The sequence below is a fragment of the Pseudoalteromonas sp. 1_2015MBL_MicDiv genome, assembly GCF_002407505.1.
Taxonomy (GTDB): domain Bacteria; phylum Pseudomonadota; class Gammaproteobacteria; order Enterobacterales; family Alteromonadaceae; genus Pseudoalteromonas; species Pseudoalteromonas fuliginea.
In genome coordinates, this window is sequence record NZ_CP012737.1 from 3,354,676 (window position 1) to 3,370,997 (window position 16,322).

General features: G+C 39.9%; 12 protein-coding genes. 6 read left to right on the plus strand and 6 right to left on the minus strand.

Annotation, left to right across the window (positions count from 1 at the left end):
* The first annotated feature begins 8 nt into the window (after positions 1 to 8).
* Positions 9 to 827 carry a symmetrical bis(5'-nucleosyl)-tetraphosphatase gene (locus AOR04_RS15085; protein WP_033038971.1) on the plus strand — a complete coding sequence of 273 codons (819 nt, stop codon included), beginning with the start codon at positions 9 to 11 and terminating at the stop codon, positions 825 to 827.
* A 137-nt stretch (positions 828 to 964) separates the two neighbouring features.
* Positions 965 to 2,980 (plus strand): methyl-accepting chemotaxis protein, encoded by a 2,016-nt coding sequence (locus tag AOR04_RS15090; RefSeq protein WP_007376556.1) that lies wholly within the window; start codon positions 965 to 967, stop codon positions 2,978 to 2,980.
* Between the two features lie 267 nt (positions 2,981 to 3,247).
* Here AOR04_RS15090 and mutM read toward each other — a convergent pair whose 3' ends face one another.
* Positions 3,248 to 4,057, minus strand: coding sequence for a bifunctional DNA-formamidopyrimidine glycosylase/DNA-(apurinic or apyrimidinic site) lyase (gene mutM / locus AOR04_RS15095; protein WP_096793795.1), 810 nt, complete (start codon positions 4,055 to 4,057; stop codon positions 3,248 to 3,250).
* Complete coding sequence (locus tag AOR04_RS15100; protein WP_096793796.1) at positions 4,057 to 4,572, minus strand: hypothetical protein; 516 nt, start codon at positions 4,570 to 4,572, stop codon at positions 4,057 to 4,059. The genes mutM and AOR04_RS15100 overlap by 1 nt, the downstream gene beginning before the upstream one ends.
* 119 nt (positions 4,573 to 4,691) lie before the next feature.
* Here AOR04_RS15100 and AOR04_RS15105 point away from each other — a divergent pair, with 119 nt between their 5' ends.
* Positions 4,692 to 5,618: a manganese-dependent inorganic pyrophosphatase gene (locus AOR04_RS15105; protein ID WP_007376559.1), complete on the plus strand. Its 927-nt coding sequence runs from the start codon at positions 4,692 to 4,694 to the stop codon at positions 5,616 to 5,618.
* A gap of 294 nt (positions 5,619 to 5,912) precedes the next feature.
* On the opposite strand, the gene AOR04_RS15110 is transcribed toward AOR04_RS15105, so the two are convergent.
* The 4 genes from AOR04_RS15110 to AOR04_RS15125 form a co-directional block, all read right to left on the minus strand.
* The gene (locus AOR04_RS15110) at positions 5,913 to 7,070 is read right to left on the minus strand and encodes an ROK family transcriptional regulator (protein WP_002957728.1); all 1,158 of its coding nucleotides are present in this window, start codon (positions 7,068 to 7,070) and stop codon (positions 5,913 to 5,915) included.
* A 74-nt stretch (positions 7,071 to 7,144) separates the two neighbouring features.
* Positions 7,145 to 8,386 carry a glycerate kinase type-2 family protein gene (locus AOR04_RS15115; protein WP_096793797.1) on the minus strand — a complete coding sequence of 414 codons (1,242 nt, stop codon included), beginning with the start codon at positions 8,384 to 8,386 and terminating at the stop codon, positions 7,145 to 7,147.
* 10 nt (positions 8,387 to 8,396) lie between these two features.
* Positions 8,397 to 9,977, minus strand: a complete 1,581-nt coding sequence (locus AOR04_RS15120) for a sodium:solute symporter (RefSeq protein ID WP_096793798.1) — start codon at positions 9,975 to 9,977, stop codon at positions 8,397 to 8,399.
* 197 nt (positions 9,978 to 10,174) lie between these two features.
* Complete coding sequence (locus AOR04_RS15125; RefSeq protein WP_096793799.1) at positions 10,175 to 12,616, minus strand: TonB-dependent receptor; 2,442 nt, start codon at positions 12,614 to 12,616, stop codon at positions 10,175 to 10,177.
* A gap of 196 nt (positions 12,617 to 12,812) precedes the next feature.
* Between AOR04_RS15125 and AOR04_RS15130 the strand changes: the two genes are divergently transcribed.
* From AOR04_RS15130 to AOR04_RS15140, 3 genes are read left to right on the plus strand one after another with little or no spacing between them, the layout of a single operon-like run.
* Entirely contained in the window at positions 12,813 to 14,114 is a 1,302-nt protein-coding gene (locus tag AOR04_RS15130; protein WP_096793800.1) for an MGH1-like glycoside hydrolase domain-containing protein, read from the plus strand.
* Between the two features lie 16 nt (positions 14,115 to 14,130).
* Positions 14,131 to 15,108, plus strand: coding sequence for a carbohydrate kinase family protein (locus AOR04_RS15135; RefSeq protein ID WP_096793801.1), 978 nt, complete (start codon positions 14,131 to 14,133; stop codon positions 15,106 to 15,108).
* Complete coding sequence (locus tag AOR04_RS15140; RefSeq protein ID WP_096793802.1) at positions 15,105 to 16,304, plus strand: AGE family epimerase/isomerase; 1,200 nt, start codon at positions 15,105 to 15,107, stop codon at positions 16,302 to 16,304. The genes AOR04_RS15135 and AOR04_RS15140 overlap by 4 nt, the downstream gene beginning before the upstream one ends.
* Positions 16,305 to 16,322: the final 18 nt, after the last annotated feature.

The window sequence follows — 16,322 nt, forward strand, 5'->3', positions numbered from 1 at the left end:
TAAATTGTATGGCTGATTATGTAATAGGTGATTTACAAGGATGCTTTAGCGAATTTAGCACCTTGCTACAGCGGGTAGATTTTAACCCAAGTAAAGATCACCTCTACTTAGTAGGAGATATAGTCGCTCGCGGACCAGACTCTTTAGCCTGCTTAGATTACATTTACCAAAACCAAGACAGCATAACGATTACACTTGGCAATCATGATTTGCATATGATTGCCTGCTATTACTTAAATAAACCAACTAACCCAAAAGACAAACTTAGCCCAATATTCAATAGCCATAAACTCACCCATTACATTGAATATCTTCAAACTCAGCCTCTTGCCTTATACTTAAAAAAATATAATAGCTTTATATCTCATGCTGGTCTTAACCCTGATTGGTCAATTGAAAATGCGTTAAAATATGCACAGTTTGCGCAAAGCTGTTACCAATCAAATAATGCAAAAACCTTCTTTGAGCAAATGTATAAGCCACACCCTGTGAAATGGCATAATGATCTAGACGACTTTGAAAAATTTAGATACATAGTTAATTATTTTACTCGAATGCGCTTTTTAACAAGTAATAATCAACTAGAACTTAGTGCAAAAGGCGCAACAATCAATAATAATGAGTTAACACCTTGGTTTATGCATCCAAATATATTAAACATTAAACAGGATATTATTTTTGGGCACTGGGCTGCCCTTGAAGGTAATACAAACCATAAATGTGTACACGCTTTAGATACAGGGTGTGTGTGGGGTAACAGCATGACGCTAATGAAACTACCTAGCAAACAAAAAATTGTAGAAAAATCCCACCTTTTGTCTAAATAACCTGAAATAATCTAATACATCTGTTAGATTTATAGACTAATAATTAAAATTAATTAAAGTAATTGATTTTAATTACTTAACTTATCAGTACAAACGCCGATAAGTTCTAACTGAAGTACTTTTGAGTGGAAACCTATATGAATCTAACAGTAAGCCAACGTATTTGGGGTGGTTTTATATTTATCACGCTATTACTTTTAATAATTGGTGGCAATTCTTTAATAAAAATAGCAAATATTGACCGCTCAACTCAAAAAGTGAACCAACTATCACTTCCAGCTCTGAATAAAAGCTCTGAGTTACAAGCTGAATTCATTTTAATGAGTAAAGCCGCTCAAGCGAGTTTTTACACTTCATCTGCAAATGAACTGGCGCCAATAAAAAAACAAGTACTCGAACAAAAACAGCTATTTAATAGCCTTCATAGCGAACTACAAGCAGTCGTAAAAGATGATCCAGCTTTAAACCAAAGCAGTAGAAATGTAGAACAAACCTACCTAAGTTTTTTAAGTACTGTAGAGAGCTTGCTTGTAGATAAGAGTAAACAATTAGCACTTAACAAAACATTAAAGTCTCAATTAGAAATTATCGAACTTAACGCTGAAGATGCAAATTCTGTCGTACTCGACATTTTGGACATAGACGGTTTTGAGCAAAATCATGCACGCGCATTCCAAGCGGCTAATAATTTAGAGAATAACTTTATGTCGGTTGTAAGTAATAGTACCGACATGCTGACAGTTAAAACACTCAATACACTTGATATTGTTAAAAACGAACAAAGCTACTATTTTGATGAAGTAACACGCACTCTAGCGTTAATAAAGCCTGCTATAGAGCAAACTCACAGTGATTTATTCAATAACTTAAAAGAGTATGTAGATACCCTCGAAAATAATATTAAAGGTAATAGTGGTTTAGCTGCAAATAAAAAACGCCTAATTGACTCAATCACACTGACCGAAAGAGAGCTTGCCGAATCAGAGCAAGCAACGAAAATGGCACTTAATCAAATTGATGAATTAGTTGCACAAGCAAGCAATGTTGCCTTTGAGTTACAAAAAGGTGTGCGCAGCGATGTAGATTCAGCTAATTTATGGACATGGGTAGGGATGGTTATCGCAACACTTCTAGCGATAGCAATTGCCATTATTACAGTTAGTCGTATAACCAAACCGCTTGCTGAAGTTAATCGTATTTTAGATATTGTTGCCAGTGGCGACATGACACAACGCTTAGATGACACTGCTAAAGATGAGTTTGGCGAACTATCTAAAAGTTGTAATACTTTAATTGATAGCTTGCGCAGCTTAATTAAAGGCATTATTTCTCGCTCGACTCAACTGGCCGCCGCTTCAGAAGAAACGTCTGCAATTACTGCAGAATCAAGCCAAGCAATTCGCAATCAACAAGCACAAGTTGAACAAGCAGCAACTGCAACCACTGAAATGAGCAGTACATCGCAAACAGTTAGCAACAGTGCTCAACAAGCGCTTAGTGAAATTAAAAATGCTGACAAAGAAGCCGAACGCGTTAAAGGTATTTCTAACAACAATAAAGCGACGATTGAGCAGCTTGCTCGTGAAGTAGACGACGCCTCTCAAGTTATCAATAAACTACATCAAGATAGCGCATCAATTGGTAGCATATTAGATGTAATACGCGGTATTGCAGACCAAACAAACTTATTAGCACTTAATGCTGCAATTGAAGCTGCACGTGCTGGTGAGTATGGCCGAGGCTTTGCGGTTGTAGCCGATGAAGTTCGCTCTTTAGCAAGTAAAACACAAGAGTCGACTCAAGAAATTCAATCAATGATTGAATCGCTACAAACAGGCGCAGAAGCTGCGGTAACAGCAATGAGCAAAGGTAAACAACGTGCTGTATCGTGTGTTGAGCAAACAGACTTAGCTAGTAGCGCGCTTGATTCTATTACATTTGCGGTATCTCAAGCTCACGATGTCAGTGAAGAAATATCAACTGCTGCATTAGAGCAACAACAAGTAGCACAAGAGATTAGTGAACGCTTAGAATCAATCGTAGCCATTGCAGAACAAACCGCTGAAGGCGCAAGCCAAACAAACATCTCAAGTTCAGAAGTAGCAAAACTTGCTGAAGAACTTCGTTTATCAGTCGATGAGTTTAAAGTTTAAATAACGCAATTAGCGCAAACTAAAAACCCCGTTGATACCAAGTATCAACGGGGTTTTTGTTTATTTAAATAAAGTACTTAACCTGATCTCTGGTTAAGAAGTTTACTAACGTATTGAATCATGGTGATATTTAAATTTATTTTCTCTAGCCAGAGATTTTTAGTAAATTCAACGCAATTAGCGCTTAAAATAGCTGCTCGAGATAGATTTATTATCCAGAGTTCAGGTTACTTATGCCAATGCGCTTCATTGAGAAGGCTGGTGTTATTACTTTTGGCAATGGCTGCAAAAAACGGTGCTGCGCTGCCCTAGCCGTATTTCTTGCAGTTCGCTTTCACATGTCATACATGGCTTGCCTTTACGCCCATATACTAATAATTCTTGTGCAAAATACCCTGGTTTACCATCGCTTTGTGCAAAGTCCTTAAGCGTAGTACCACCTTGCATAATAGCCGCAGCAAGCGTGTCTTTTATAATAGGAATAAGTGCTTGATAGCGCTTTTGTGAAACTTTTCCCGCTTCTCGCTTTGGATGTATACCCGCTTTAAATAACGATTCATTCGCGTAAATATTACCAACACCAACCACCACTGCGTTATCCATAATAAATTGCTTTACGGGTACTTTTTTATTGCGCGATTGTTCATACACACGTTTAGCAAAAAAATCATCGGTAAGCGGCTCAGGACCAAGCTTAGAGAGTAGCTTATGTACTTGCCCTGGCTCTTGCCATAAGCAACAACCAAAACGACGAGGATCGTTTAAGCGCAACGCTTTACCGTTGCCAAAAATAAACTCTACATGGTCATGCTTTTTAAGCGGCTCACTTTTATCTACAACACGTAAATTACCTGACATACCCAAATGTAAAATAGTACTGCCAAGCTCACAGTGTAAAAGTAAGTATTTAGCTCGTCGTTCAATACTTGTAACAATTAGCCCTTCAAGTTGATACACGTCATCTGGCACTGGCCAGCGCATACTGGCATTATAAATATTAACTTTAACCACAACTTGATTTTGTACGTGGGGAGTGATGCCCATTCGGCTCACTTCTACCTCTGGTAATTCAGGCATTAATTAGACTCACTTTGTGAAAAATCAAAACTAGGAAATAACTGCTGTGCAGTTTTTAAATCGAGTGCGAGTATTCGTTGGCTACTCTTTTCGAGTAAGTAATATTGCCCATCACCTTTATAAAGCAAATAAATCCAAGGTAAACTCTCACCAGCTAATTCAAAAGTAGCAACATATAAAGGCGCATTAGGATTAAAAACAACAGATTCGTTAACACCCATTAACTGCGCGCTTTGCCATTGGTTAATTAAATCACTAAGTTGTTGCTCAGAAGCTTGCCAGATAAATGGCGCATCTTTTTGTAACATTGTTGTACGCCAACTAGTTCCAATACGCTCAATTTTTTGATCAACAAATGTCAGCGTCAATACAAAGCTTTGAATTGGTAATACAGGCTGTACCGAAGACTCATCAGCTGAATTAAAAAGTTGCTTATGCCAGCCATTTAAAAAGAAGATCATAATCAACATTGAAAAAATAATAACGTTGTTCCAACCTTTGCGACCAAGTTGCATGTGCACACTTCCTATTTAATTCAAGATTTTAAAGTGTAACTAAAACTTAATTGCACTGTCTATATGTTAAACCGTGCAGACTTTGTTAGAATATCGGCAAATTTAAAGGAGTTCCGTCAATGTCTATGTATGTAGTGGGCCATAAAATCCCAGATTCAGATTCTATTTGTGGTGCAATTGCACTGGCTTATTTAAAAAACCAAATCGATGAGCCAGCAATTCCAACACGTCTTGGTGAAATTTCACCAGAAACTCAATTTATCCTTGATAAATTTGGCTTCGAAGCACCAGAGCTAAAATTAAGCTACGCTGGCGAAGACGTTTACATTGTGGATCACACAGAAAAAACACAAGCACCCGATGATATCGACCAAGCTCGCGTTGTTGGTGTGGTAGATCACCATAAACTAGGTGACTTAACATCATCGACTCCGCTTGAATGTTGGATTCGCCCTGTTGGCTGTTCGAACACCATTATTAAAATGATGTACGATTTTTACAGTGTAGAAATCCCTAAAGACATCGCTGGTATTATGCTGTGCGCAATTTTAAGCGACACAGTCATATTTAAATCACCAACATGTACTACTGCCGATATTAAATGTGTTGAAGCGCTAGCTGAAATTGCAGGCGTAGAAGACTTTAAAGAACTTGGTATGGATATGTTCCGCGTTAAATCTGCGGTAGAAAACACACCAGCACGTGATTTAGTAATGCGTGACTTTAAAGATTTCAACATGAACGGTAACCTAGTAGGCATTGGCCAACTAGAAGTAATCGACCTTGCTGTTTTTGACGATATTAAAGCAGACCTTGCAGCCGATATTGCTAAGCTCAAAGTAGAGGGTAACCGCCATTCTGTGTTTTTACTGCTTACCGACATAATGAAAGAAGGCTCAGAAATGCTAATTGTATCTGACGATGCAAACTTAGTTGAGCAGGCTTACGGTGTAAAACCAGAGAATGATAAAGTATGGTTAGATGGTGTACTGAGCCGTAAAAAGCAAGTAGTTCCACCACTGCAAGATGCGTTTTCAAAAGCCTAATAACTTTAACAAATAGCACTAAAAAAGCCGATATTGTATAAAACAATATCGGCTTTTTTGTTTTTAAAATGTGTATTTCTTATACCAATTCGCTTAATTAAATAAGCTATTTTGAGGCTGGAAAAACGTGTTGATAGCTAGGCAAAAAATTCGATATTTAGTTGTTCTCGGCAATTGCTCCTGCATTGCTCTACCTTCTGCATCCATGCAGTCGTAAATGAGAATTTTTTAACGCAGGTAGCGACACGTTTAGCCCCGCAAAATGATTAAGTATTATTGCGGATTGGTATTAAGCTACAAACACAACTCTCTAAATGGCAATGTGGCTGCGCCAATTGATACCGGAAAATTATCAATATTAGAAACCACCAGCTTTGGCATAGGACGTTTAGCGCCACGTCTAAATTGTGCATAGACCTCCGTGCGTGCAATAACTTTTTCAGCCAACTCTTTTGGAATATGGCCACCAATAATAATCGCTTCAGCATCTAATAATGCCGAGCAACAGGTTGCCACTAAATCAAATGAGTCTTGAACTTTAAACAGCCACTCTTCAACGCCAGGCCAATCGGGGTCAAAGTTGTCATGCAGGTCGTAAATAGAAGTAACCGCTACGCCATTTTTTTTCAAAATACGTTTTAGTAATTCAAGATTAGGGTGGGCATATAATTTAGGGGGTAGCATGTCGCCAAGCTCACCTGCGTTTCCGTATGTACCGCGCAGTACGTCACCATTATTTACAATACCGCCACCAAATGCGGCCGACACAAACATATAAACAAAGTTTTTATACTCGCGTCCAATACCAGCAACACCCTCACCTGCGGCTGCACCTGTAGCATCGTTAACAACCCAAGTAGGGAGTTGAAAATGCTGCGACACAATATCGATAATATCCACCTGCGACCATTCTTCTAGCATATGGTGTGTATTCATTTTCCCATCCATTGAGCTAAAAAAGCCAGAGATACCCACGCCCATTCCCAGTACTTTTTCACTCGGAATGTCGCGCTCAGCGCTTATATCTTCCACCAGCTTTTGTGCACATTTAAGCACATTATTAATGCTCATATCCGACATTAGCTGCATATGGGTGTAAACCACCTTTCCCGTAAAATCCATTACGGCAAGCGAAATAGCATCAAGCAAAATAGCTAAGCCAAAGGTAAATCCGTAATCGGGATTAAGGGCAATGCCAAACCCAGGTTTGCCTTTTTTATTAGGAATTAGCGTATCAGTTTGTACAATTACACCGTGTTGGGTTAACGACTTAAGTAAACGCGACACAGTTTGCTGTGGAATACGAGTTGCGCTCACAATATGACTTTGAGTTACGCACTTTTCCCAAAACACCACTTTTATAATATCGCGCTCAATATCTTGAAATAGTTTTTCGCCTTTTCCAAGCTCAAAACCAGAGCGTAATAAGTTACTGTTGTTTAACGAAAACATAGCTATTAACCCTAACAAAATTGGAGCACAAGATTACGTGAAACCATTATAAAGAACAAGTGGGCAAACTGCGCCTACTCAATCACTATCACTCTAAAATCATTCACATTTGTGTTAGTTGGCCCAGTAATAATTAAATCATCAATGGCTTTAAAAAACTGATGGCTATTATGTCCTTCTAACTGTGCGTGTAAGTTTTCGCCTGCATCTTGTGCGCGAGCAATCGTACTGTTATTTATATACGCACCCGCTACATCTTTACTACCATCAACACCATCGGTATCACAAGCAAGTGCGTAAATACCCGCTTCGCCATTAAGTACCTCAGCAAACGCCATTAAGTATTCCTGATTGGGCCCGCCATCGCCATAAACATCAGCAACGGTTACTGTAAGTTCGCCACCTGAGAACAACATAACGCGCTTGCCTTGGGCTTGTTGCTCAAGAGCGATAGCCGCATGTTGCTTTGCAACTTCTTTAGCCTCGCCTTGAATATCATACCCTAGTACCTGGGTTTCCCAGCCTTCGTGCTGTGCAACACTTATAGCGCTATCAATAGCATGCTGCGCATTTGCAACAATAAAGTACTCACCCACGGTATCAGCAACTCGTTCTTGCTCTGGTTTTAATAAATGCGCTTCAACCTCTGCCATTACCGGCCAATTGTACTTTTGTAAAATAGCCAGTGCATCGGCTTTAGTACTGCCATCGCTAATAGTAGGGCCTGATGCTATATCACTTGGTTTGTCCCCTACTACATCTGAAATAATGAGCGTAACGTAATCCGACTTAGCGGCCTGCGCTAACTTACCGCCTTTAACAAGTGACAACTGCTTACGCACTACATTTATTTCATCAACGCTTGCACCACTTCTAAGTAAAAACTGATTAAGCTTTTGCTTTTGTGAAAAAGGCACATCATCAACAGGTAGGCACATCAACGACGAACCGCCCCCCGAAATAATAAACAAAATAGGAATATCAGCCGGGTTATTTTTTACAAGTTCCAATAACTCTTTGCCAGCAGCTAAGCTGTTATCGTCTGGTGTTGGGTGGTTTGCACTAAGCACTTTAATTCGCCCAGTATCACCGCTACTTTCGTAGCCATAACGCGTTACCACTGCGCCAAAACATTTATCACCATAAAAGCGATTAACTTCGGCGGCCATTTCAGCGGCGGCTTTACCCGCCCCTACTACACACAAACCTTTGCTTGCATCTATATTTTCTAAATACTTACTCATGCAAGCACTCGGTTTGCAGGCATTTACCGCAGTGGTAAATAAATCAATTAAAAACGACTTTTTAGAATCCATTAGTCACAGCTCACGAAAAAATTGAAGGAATAGCTAAACAAATTAATATCATCACAATAAACATGCTAAGTAGCATAACGATATCTTTGCCAGTTAAAATTGAGTTTGATACTGTCTCGGCATTTTGTACTTTTGTGACTTCGTTTACCTCTCTTGGAATTAAACGACTCGTAACATAAATAATCACCGCGGCGCTTACAAAACCGATAAAATTCCACCAAAACCAGAAAATATCTGGCGCAAATACCGACACCAATAAGTTAATTAATACACCACTAATTAAGCCAATATTGGCATGCAATGCAGCACTGCGTTTACTTAATACAGCAACTAAAAATACCGCCAGTATTGGGCCATAAAATAGCGAGCCGACTTTGTTAATAGCTTCAATAATGGTCGGCGCTATGTCACCGGCAAAAAGTGATAGTACTAAGGTAATTGCGCCCCATGCTAAACCTAAGTATTTAGCTAACTTTAAGTAAGATGGTTGGTCTAGCTCTTTATTAGAAATACGGCTGTAATCTTCAATACTTACCGCCGAAAGTGAATTAATTGCAGAGCTAAGTGACGACATCGCTGCCGACAAAATAGCGACAACTAACAAACCAATTAAGCCATGCGGTAGGTAATCTAAAATAAATATAGGCATCATCCAATCAGGGTTATCTGCTGGAATTTTTGCTAAAAATTCAGGGTTACTCATTGCCAATGTGCCAACAATTAAACCCGACACACAATATAAAATAGTAATAGGAAAACGCACGACACCATTTGCTAAAATCATGTAGCGTAGGTTTTTAGGATCTTTTGCACTGAGCGCACGTTGCGCTTGCGTTTGGTCACATCCGTAGTAAGAGGCGTAAAGTACCACACCACCAAAAATCATCGGTAAAAAGCCAAAGCCATCACCACTAAAACCAAATGAATCAAACTTAATCGCTTCTAATCGGCTCGAATCAACATTGGCAATAAAGGTATCAACCCCACCTAAGTGATACAGTCCAAACCCTATACAAGCAATAGTACCCAGTACAATGATGAACATTTGAATTGCATCACCGTACACTACAGCTTTCATCCCACCTTGCAGTGAATACAAAACGGTTATAACACCCGTTAATACAATAGCTTGCCATGCTTCTATTCCCATGGTGCCTTGTAAAATAAGCGATACCGCGTAGATCATAATGCCGGTGGCAAACGCACGGCTAAATTGAAACACCACACTAATAAGCACACGGGTTGAGCGGCCAAAGCGCATTTCTAAATAATCGTAAATACTGACAATGCCGCTTTTATAAAGCTTGGGTAAAATAGTCGCTAAAATTAAAATCATCGCCAGCGGAACACCCAACTCATACGAGAGCCATTGCATACCACCGCCTTCACGCAAACCAACAAATGCAGGAGCCGAAATAAAGCTAATAGCCGAAAGCTGAGTGGCCATTACCGACAAAGCTAAAGGCTTCCAACCTAAGCTTTTACCCCCTAAAAAGTAATCATTTTTATTGGTTTGTTCGCGTAGCATAAATCCCATTACCAATAAGGCACCAAGATAAAGAGCAACTATTGAAAAATCTAATATATTCATAATTAATTCGCGTATTCACAATATGAAAACACTGCGCCTTTTCAAAAATTAAATACCAAATGGCTACCTGCCCTTACCTTTTTAAATAAACGAACCTAATCAAAAAGATAAACCTGTAGCTAACTTAGCTGAAAAATACATCACAATGCAAAAAACCTATTAACCCCAAAGTGAGTTAATAGGCATAAAGCATTTATTTAAAAGTCGTATTTAACTCTTAAAGTAACGCGTCGTGGGAGAATTGGGCGACCTACAAAATATGGGTTATCTGCCGTTTGGCTATTACCTAGACGAGGTGAACCTTCAGTAACACCGTCAGAATCAAACAGGTTAAATACCCCAACGCTTAAGCGTACTGTTTGCTCTGGTGCAACTTGCCAGTTATAGCCTGCATCAAATCTAAATAAGTGGAATGAATCAAGTTCCACAGAGTTTGCATCGTTAGCAAAGTTTTTACCGGTAAAGTTATGGTAAATCGATGCATCCCAGTTATCTGCGGTGTAGCTAATAGATGAGTTAAATAATATTTTTGGTTTACGACGTAATTCGTTACCAATAATAGAAGGGTCTGAGTCAAATTCAGTAAACTCGTGATCGGTATAGGTCATGTTGGCATCAACAGCCCACTCATCGGTAATATCGTAACGACCGGTAAGCTCAACACCCGTTGCTTTAGTTGATTGCATAACTGGCAGCTCTAATACGCCCCCATTACCATCATTTACAAAGTCTACGCTGCGTCTGTCTTTTAAGTCAGTTCTAAATAACGCAATGCTACCGCTAAAGTCGTTATCAAAAAACTTAACACCTAGCTCGCCTTGCTCAACAATTTCGGCTTCGTAGCTGGCAGGCTCGCCTAAATCGTTAAACTGAATACCTCTAATTTCTGGGAAGAAAAACCCGCGAGATGCATTGGCATATATATTTAAGTTATCGGTTAGGCGATATAACGCCGCCCCCGATGCAGCAAACTCAGACGTGTCGACTTCGCCGTAAGTCATTACACCACTGCCCGTAGTGTTAACTTGTAAGTTAGGTGCAAGCGTTGGATCATCAGAAATCTGAACTACTTGGCTGCCTTCGCGACTAATTTTGCCTTCAATTTCTTCGTAGCGAACACCAAAGTCAAAAATCCAATCGTCGCTTTCCATTTGATCCGCTACGTACAATGCTCTGCGGGTAGCGCTAATGGTTTGGTTAGTATAAGAAATGCCTGGGCCACTAATACCATTTTGAGTGTACTGAACCTCATCGCCATTAACATCGGTATACGTTAAGTCGATTAAGCGAGGGTTGTTATTAAACTCACCTAAGTAAGTTGTAATAACGTTGTCGTCGTCGGCTTCACTGTGCGAGAAAAATGTACCGACTGTAATATCGTGGCTAAAATCACCTACAAAAATACTTTTGATGATATTAAATTCTGCAGAAAAATCTTCAGCTGGGCGGTCACGGTCTAAAATACGGTTAGCAAATAGTAAGTCATCACTTGCAAGTGCTACACCTGAATTAACATAAGAAAACTCAGCACCGCTTGCATCACCTAGCCCTCGGTTAGCTAAAAAGTCGCCTTGGCTTTCAGGTACATTAATAATACCGTCGCCGTCTAAAAATAGATTAAATTCGTGTTGATATTTAGCGTATTTACTGCGCATATTAATGGCAAAATCGTTAGCGAGTTCTTTTTCAAACACCACTGAAATAGAGCCACCTTTAGTAACTACACCATCGCTGATTGGCGATTCATAACGACCATTTGCTGTATCGTAGGTTAAGTTAGATACTTGCGCCGTTTGCAGTGATTCGACTTCACGACCATCATTACCACTTAAGCGCTCGCGGCTGTCGCCATCAAGTGGAATAGGTAAGTAAAACTGAGCTTGGTCGTCAATGTACTGTCCATAAACAGTAAATGAGCCAGAGCCATCATCAAATTCTTTACGAATATTACCACGCAACTGTGTACCTTTAGTCTCAAGGCCTGTATCTAAAGGGCCCTCGTCGTAACGGTAAAAACCAGAAAGCGCATAATATAAGCCGTCTTCGTTAAGTGGGCCGCTCGTTGCAAAATCTAAGCGAGTACGCCCTTGGTCAGAAAGCTCCATTTGTACGGTACTTTGCGGATCATCACTGCCCGTTTTAGAAATATAGTTAATAATACCGGCTACAGAACCTTGGCCAAATAAATTAGATACACCACCACGCACAAACTCTACGCGCTCAATACCCAAATCATTACGGTAATACACATCAAACGCCGATGAGTTTAAACCAAAAACACTCAAACTAGGTGAACCGTCGTACGACAGTGGCGTAAACTGAAACTGACCCGATGAAGGTAAGCCTCTTACTTGTAGATTAGTAGCAACTTCACCGCCACCGCCTTCTACTTTAATACCCGGAATATAGCGAAGCACATCCGCTTGGCTACTTGAAGACAGCTTTACCAGCTCGTCTTCACTAATAGATGTTACTGATTGTGGAGTGTCTGAAATAACACGCCCTTTACTGGTACCAGAGACGATAATACGCTCAACGTTGTTAGCTTTTTTTGCTGTATCTGGTGCAGCTTCTTCTGCCGCATAAGCGCCCTGTGCAAGGCATAAAGATACAATAGAGGCGATCGTTGTTTTATTCACGGGTATTCTCCAATTGTGCTGGTTGTCTGTGTGTATTTACTTAGAGTGAGGCTAAGCAAAGCCGAAATAATCAAGTAAAAATGTTAGTTTTTTGTTACTTCGAACAGGATTTAAGCACAGAAAAAAAACATTTACAACCCATAATGAGTGCTTTAATATTATCCAAATCGGAAATAACACACAAAGAGCACCCAATATGACTACTGTAAACAGCGGTAAAATTGACTCAGCAACGGCTTCATCGCTTGCAGACCTTGCTACTAAAACACTTATAGCGAACGACTTAGGTGGCTATACAGTACCAACACATGGCCTATACCCGTTTCAGTGGAACTGGGATTCAGCCATTACAGCGCTAGGTTGGATGAAATCAGACGAAAGCCGCGCATGGCAAGAAATTGATGTGTTATTTTCAGGCCAATGGGATAATGGCATGGTGCCGCACATCTTGTTTCATAAAGATTCAGATACTTATTTTCCTGGCCCTGACGTATGGGGTTCGGATAAAAAAATTAAAAGTACGTCTATTTCACAGCCGCCAGTAGTCGCCACCATAATGAAAGAAATGCTTGCCAGCGCTAAAGATAAAGCACTTGCAGAACAAAAAGTTAAAGCGTTATTTTCACAAGTAGTTGATTATCATTTATGGTGGTACAACGACCGAGATCCTGAAAAAACAGGTTTAGTAGTGACCTACCACCCGTGGGAATCGGGCATGGATAACAGCCCATCGTGGGATGATGCTCTTCATGCTGTGCCATGTGTAGATTGGGAATATACGCGCCGTGATACAAGTCATGTGGATTCTTCTCAGCGTCCACATAAAAGTGAATACGACCGCTTTTTATACCTTGTAGACTTTTTCAAACGTAACAACTTTGACAGCAAAGTAATTTACGAAACCTGCCCGTACAAAGTGAATGACCTAGGTATTATTGCTATTTTACACCGTGCAACCAAAGATTTACTCAAAATGGGTGAACAACTTGACTTAAACGATGCTCGCACTGATTACTTAGCACAGCGCTTACAAATAACAGAGCAAGCCATAAACACTTTATGGTGTGAACAAAGCCAGTACTTTTATTGCAGAGATGTATTAACTAACAGCTTGGCTAAAGTTAAAACATCAGCCGCGCTATTAACTGTATATGCAGGTTTAACAAGCGATGAGCAAACTAAAATAATTAATACAGCCACCGAAGATTTTATTGAGTCGAGCCAATTTAGTGTGGCATCTACTCACCCTAAAGAAGAAAAATACGAGCCACAACGCTACTGGCGTGGCCCGATTTGGTTACACATCAACTGGATGATAGCCATAGGCCTTAAAGAAGCAGGCTTTGTAACAACGGCTGAAAAAATTCAAGATGATACGCGCAACCTAGTTGCTAAGTCAGGCTACTACGAATATTTTAACCCAGAAACAGGTGCTGGCTGTGGTGGTAAAGATTTTTCATGGACAGCTGCAATAGCATTACATTGGCTACTTGACTAATAACTAAGGCAAGATCATGAAACACACAATATGCTTTGGTGAAGTACTGGTTGATTTACTTTCAAATAAATTGAGCCAAAACAGCAACGAACACGAAGCGTTTACAAAGTTTGCAGGCGGTGCGCCTGCAAACGTAAGCGTTGCCATTGCAAAGCTAGGCGGTAATGCCTATTTTGCAGGAATGCTAAGCACTGATAGCTTTGGCGACTTTTTACATAATGCATTAAAAGAGCAAGGTGTAAAAACCGACTTTATGCGTTTTACCAACCAAGCAAAAACAGCCCTTGCGTTTGTATCACTCGATAACGATGGCGATCGCACGTTTGAGTTTTACCGTGATAACACCGCCGATTTGCACTTTAGTAACGATGACTTTAGTCGCGAATGGTTTGAGCAATGCGATATTTTTCATATTTGCTCAAACACATTAACCAACAAAAACATCAGAAACACCACCGCTTACGGTGTTAAATTTGCAAAACAAAATAACTCAATTGTAAGCTTTGATATTAACTTGCGCCTCAATTTATGGCCAAGCGATGCCAACCCTCGCGAGCATATTTTACCGTTATTAAAAGACTGCTCAATTATTAAAGCCTCAAAAGAAGAGCTTGAATACTTAGCGGGTGAACAATCGAGCGATGAGTTTATTGCCCAAACACTTAATAACGGTTGTGAGCTATTTGTAGTTACTGATGCAAGTAACCCAATGTATTGGTTTACTAAACACGGCAAACAAATGCTTATCCCTAAAAAAGTAACTATGGTTGATGCTACCGCTGCAGGGGATGCGTTTGTAGGTGGTTTACTATACCAACTCGGTTTACATGCATTAACACCAACGAGCTTTAGTACCCTTTGTGAAAATACTGCAAAGCTAACAACTATTTTTGAATTTGCTTCGTTATGTGGTGCCCATGCCGCATCTTACAAAGGGGCATTTAACTCCCTACCTAACCAAAAGTCTCTACACGATTTTAGGAGCAAACTATGAAAAGCACACCTGATAACTTTAAAAGCCGTGAATTTTTAACGCAGCACATTAGCGACACGTTAGCGTTTTATGAGCCAAATATTGACGATGAACACGGTGGTTTTTACCAAAACTTTTCTGATAACGGTGAGGTATTTGATAAACACACGCGCCACTTAGTAAGCTCTACTCGTTTTGTATTTAACTATGCACGCGCGTATCAAACCTTTAATGACGAAAAGTACCTTAATCGTGTTAAATCGGGGATTGAGTTTATTCGTAAGCATCACCTTGTTGAGCAAACTGGTGGCTACAACTGGTTATTAAAAGTTGAAAACGGTCAAGCCACCGTGCTTGATAACACCAATCATAGTTATGGTTTTGCATTTGTTATTTTAGCGTACAGCTGGGCATACCGCGTAGGCGTTACGCAAGCACGTAAATATCTCAACGATACATTTCAAACAATGGAAACACATTTTTGGGATGCAAAAGCCGGTTTATATAAAGATCAGCACAACAGCGACTTCACAAAATGTGATTCATACCGCGGCCAAAATGCCAACATGCATACTTGTGAAGCACTGATTGCCGCTTATGAAGCCACAAAAGACGAAATATTTTTAAACCGTGCGCTCACACTTGCCGACAACATGGTTAACCGCCAAGCTAATTTAATGGGTGGGCTTATTTGGGAGCATTACGATATAAATTGGCAGGTCGATTTAGAGTACAACAAAGACGATCCTAAAAATTTATTTCGTCCGTGGGGCTTTCAACCTGGCCATCAAACAGAGTGGTCAAAACTACTTATGTTTTTAAATAAGCATAAGCCACAAAAATGGCTTATTGAACGCGCTCAAGCCTTATTTGATAACTCAATAAATGTAGCGTGGGATAAAAAACACGGCGGTATTTGCTACGGCTTTGCCCCTGATAAAACTATTTGCGATGACGATAAATACTTTTGGGTTCAAGCCGAAACTCTGTGTTGTGCAGCGTATCTTTATCAAGCAACAGGGGATGAAAAATATCAGCAATGGTATGACAAAATTTGGCAGTATTCGTGGCAGCATTTAGTCGATCATAAATACGGTGCTTGGTTTAGAATTTTAACCGCTGACAATAAAAAAATAGACACGATGAAAAGCCCAATAGGTAAAACTGATTACCATACAATGGGTGCCTGCTTTGATGTGCTCGAACTATTAAAGTAACTATGTAGTTATAAATTT

Coding starts and splice junctions, on each gene's coding strand:
- AOR04_RS15100 (WP_096793796.1), bottom strand. CDS start 4,572: ATGCAACTTGGTCGCAAAGGTTGGAACAACGTTATTATTTTTTCAATG.
- AOR04_RS15115 (WP_096793797.1), bottom strand. CDS start 8,386: ATGGATTCTAAAAAGTCGTTTTTAATTGATTTATTTACCACTGCGGTA.
- AOR04_RS15090 (WP_007376556.1), top strand. CDS start 965: ATGAATCTAACAGTAAGCCAACGTATTTGGGGTGGTTTTATATTTATC.
- AOR04_RS15105 (WP_007376559.1), top strand. CDS start 4,692: ATGTCTATGTATGTAGTGGGCCATAAAATCCCAGATTCAGATTCTATT.
- AOR04_RS15135 (WP_096793801.1), top strand. CDS start 14,131: ATGAAACACACAATATGCTTTGGTGAAGTACTGGTTGATTTACTTTCA.
- AOR04_RS15120 (WP_096793798.1), bottom strand. CDS start 9,977: ATGAATATATTAGATTTTTCAATAGTTGCTCTTTATCTTGGTGCCTTA.
- AOR04_RS15110 (WP_002957728.1), bottom strand. CDS start 7,070: ATGTTTTCGTTAAACAACAGTAACTTATTACGCTCTGGTTTTGAGCTT.
- AOR04_RS15140 (WP_096793802.1), top strand. CDS start 15,105: ATGAAAAGCACACCTGATAACTTTAAAAGCCGTGAATTTTTAACGCAG.
- mutM (WP_096793795.1), bottom strand. CDS start 4,057: ATGCCTGAATTACCAGAGGTAGAAGTGAGCCGAATGGGCATCACTCCC.
- AOR04_RS15085 (WP_033038971.1), top strand. CDS start 9: ATGGCTGATTATGTAATAGGTGATTTACAAGGATGCTTTAGCGAATTT.
- AOR04_RS15130 (WP_096793800.1), top strand. CDS start 12,813: ATGACTACTGTAAACAGCGGTAAAATTGACTCAGCAACGGCTTCATCG.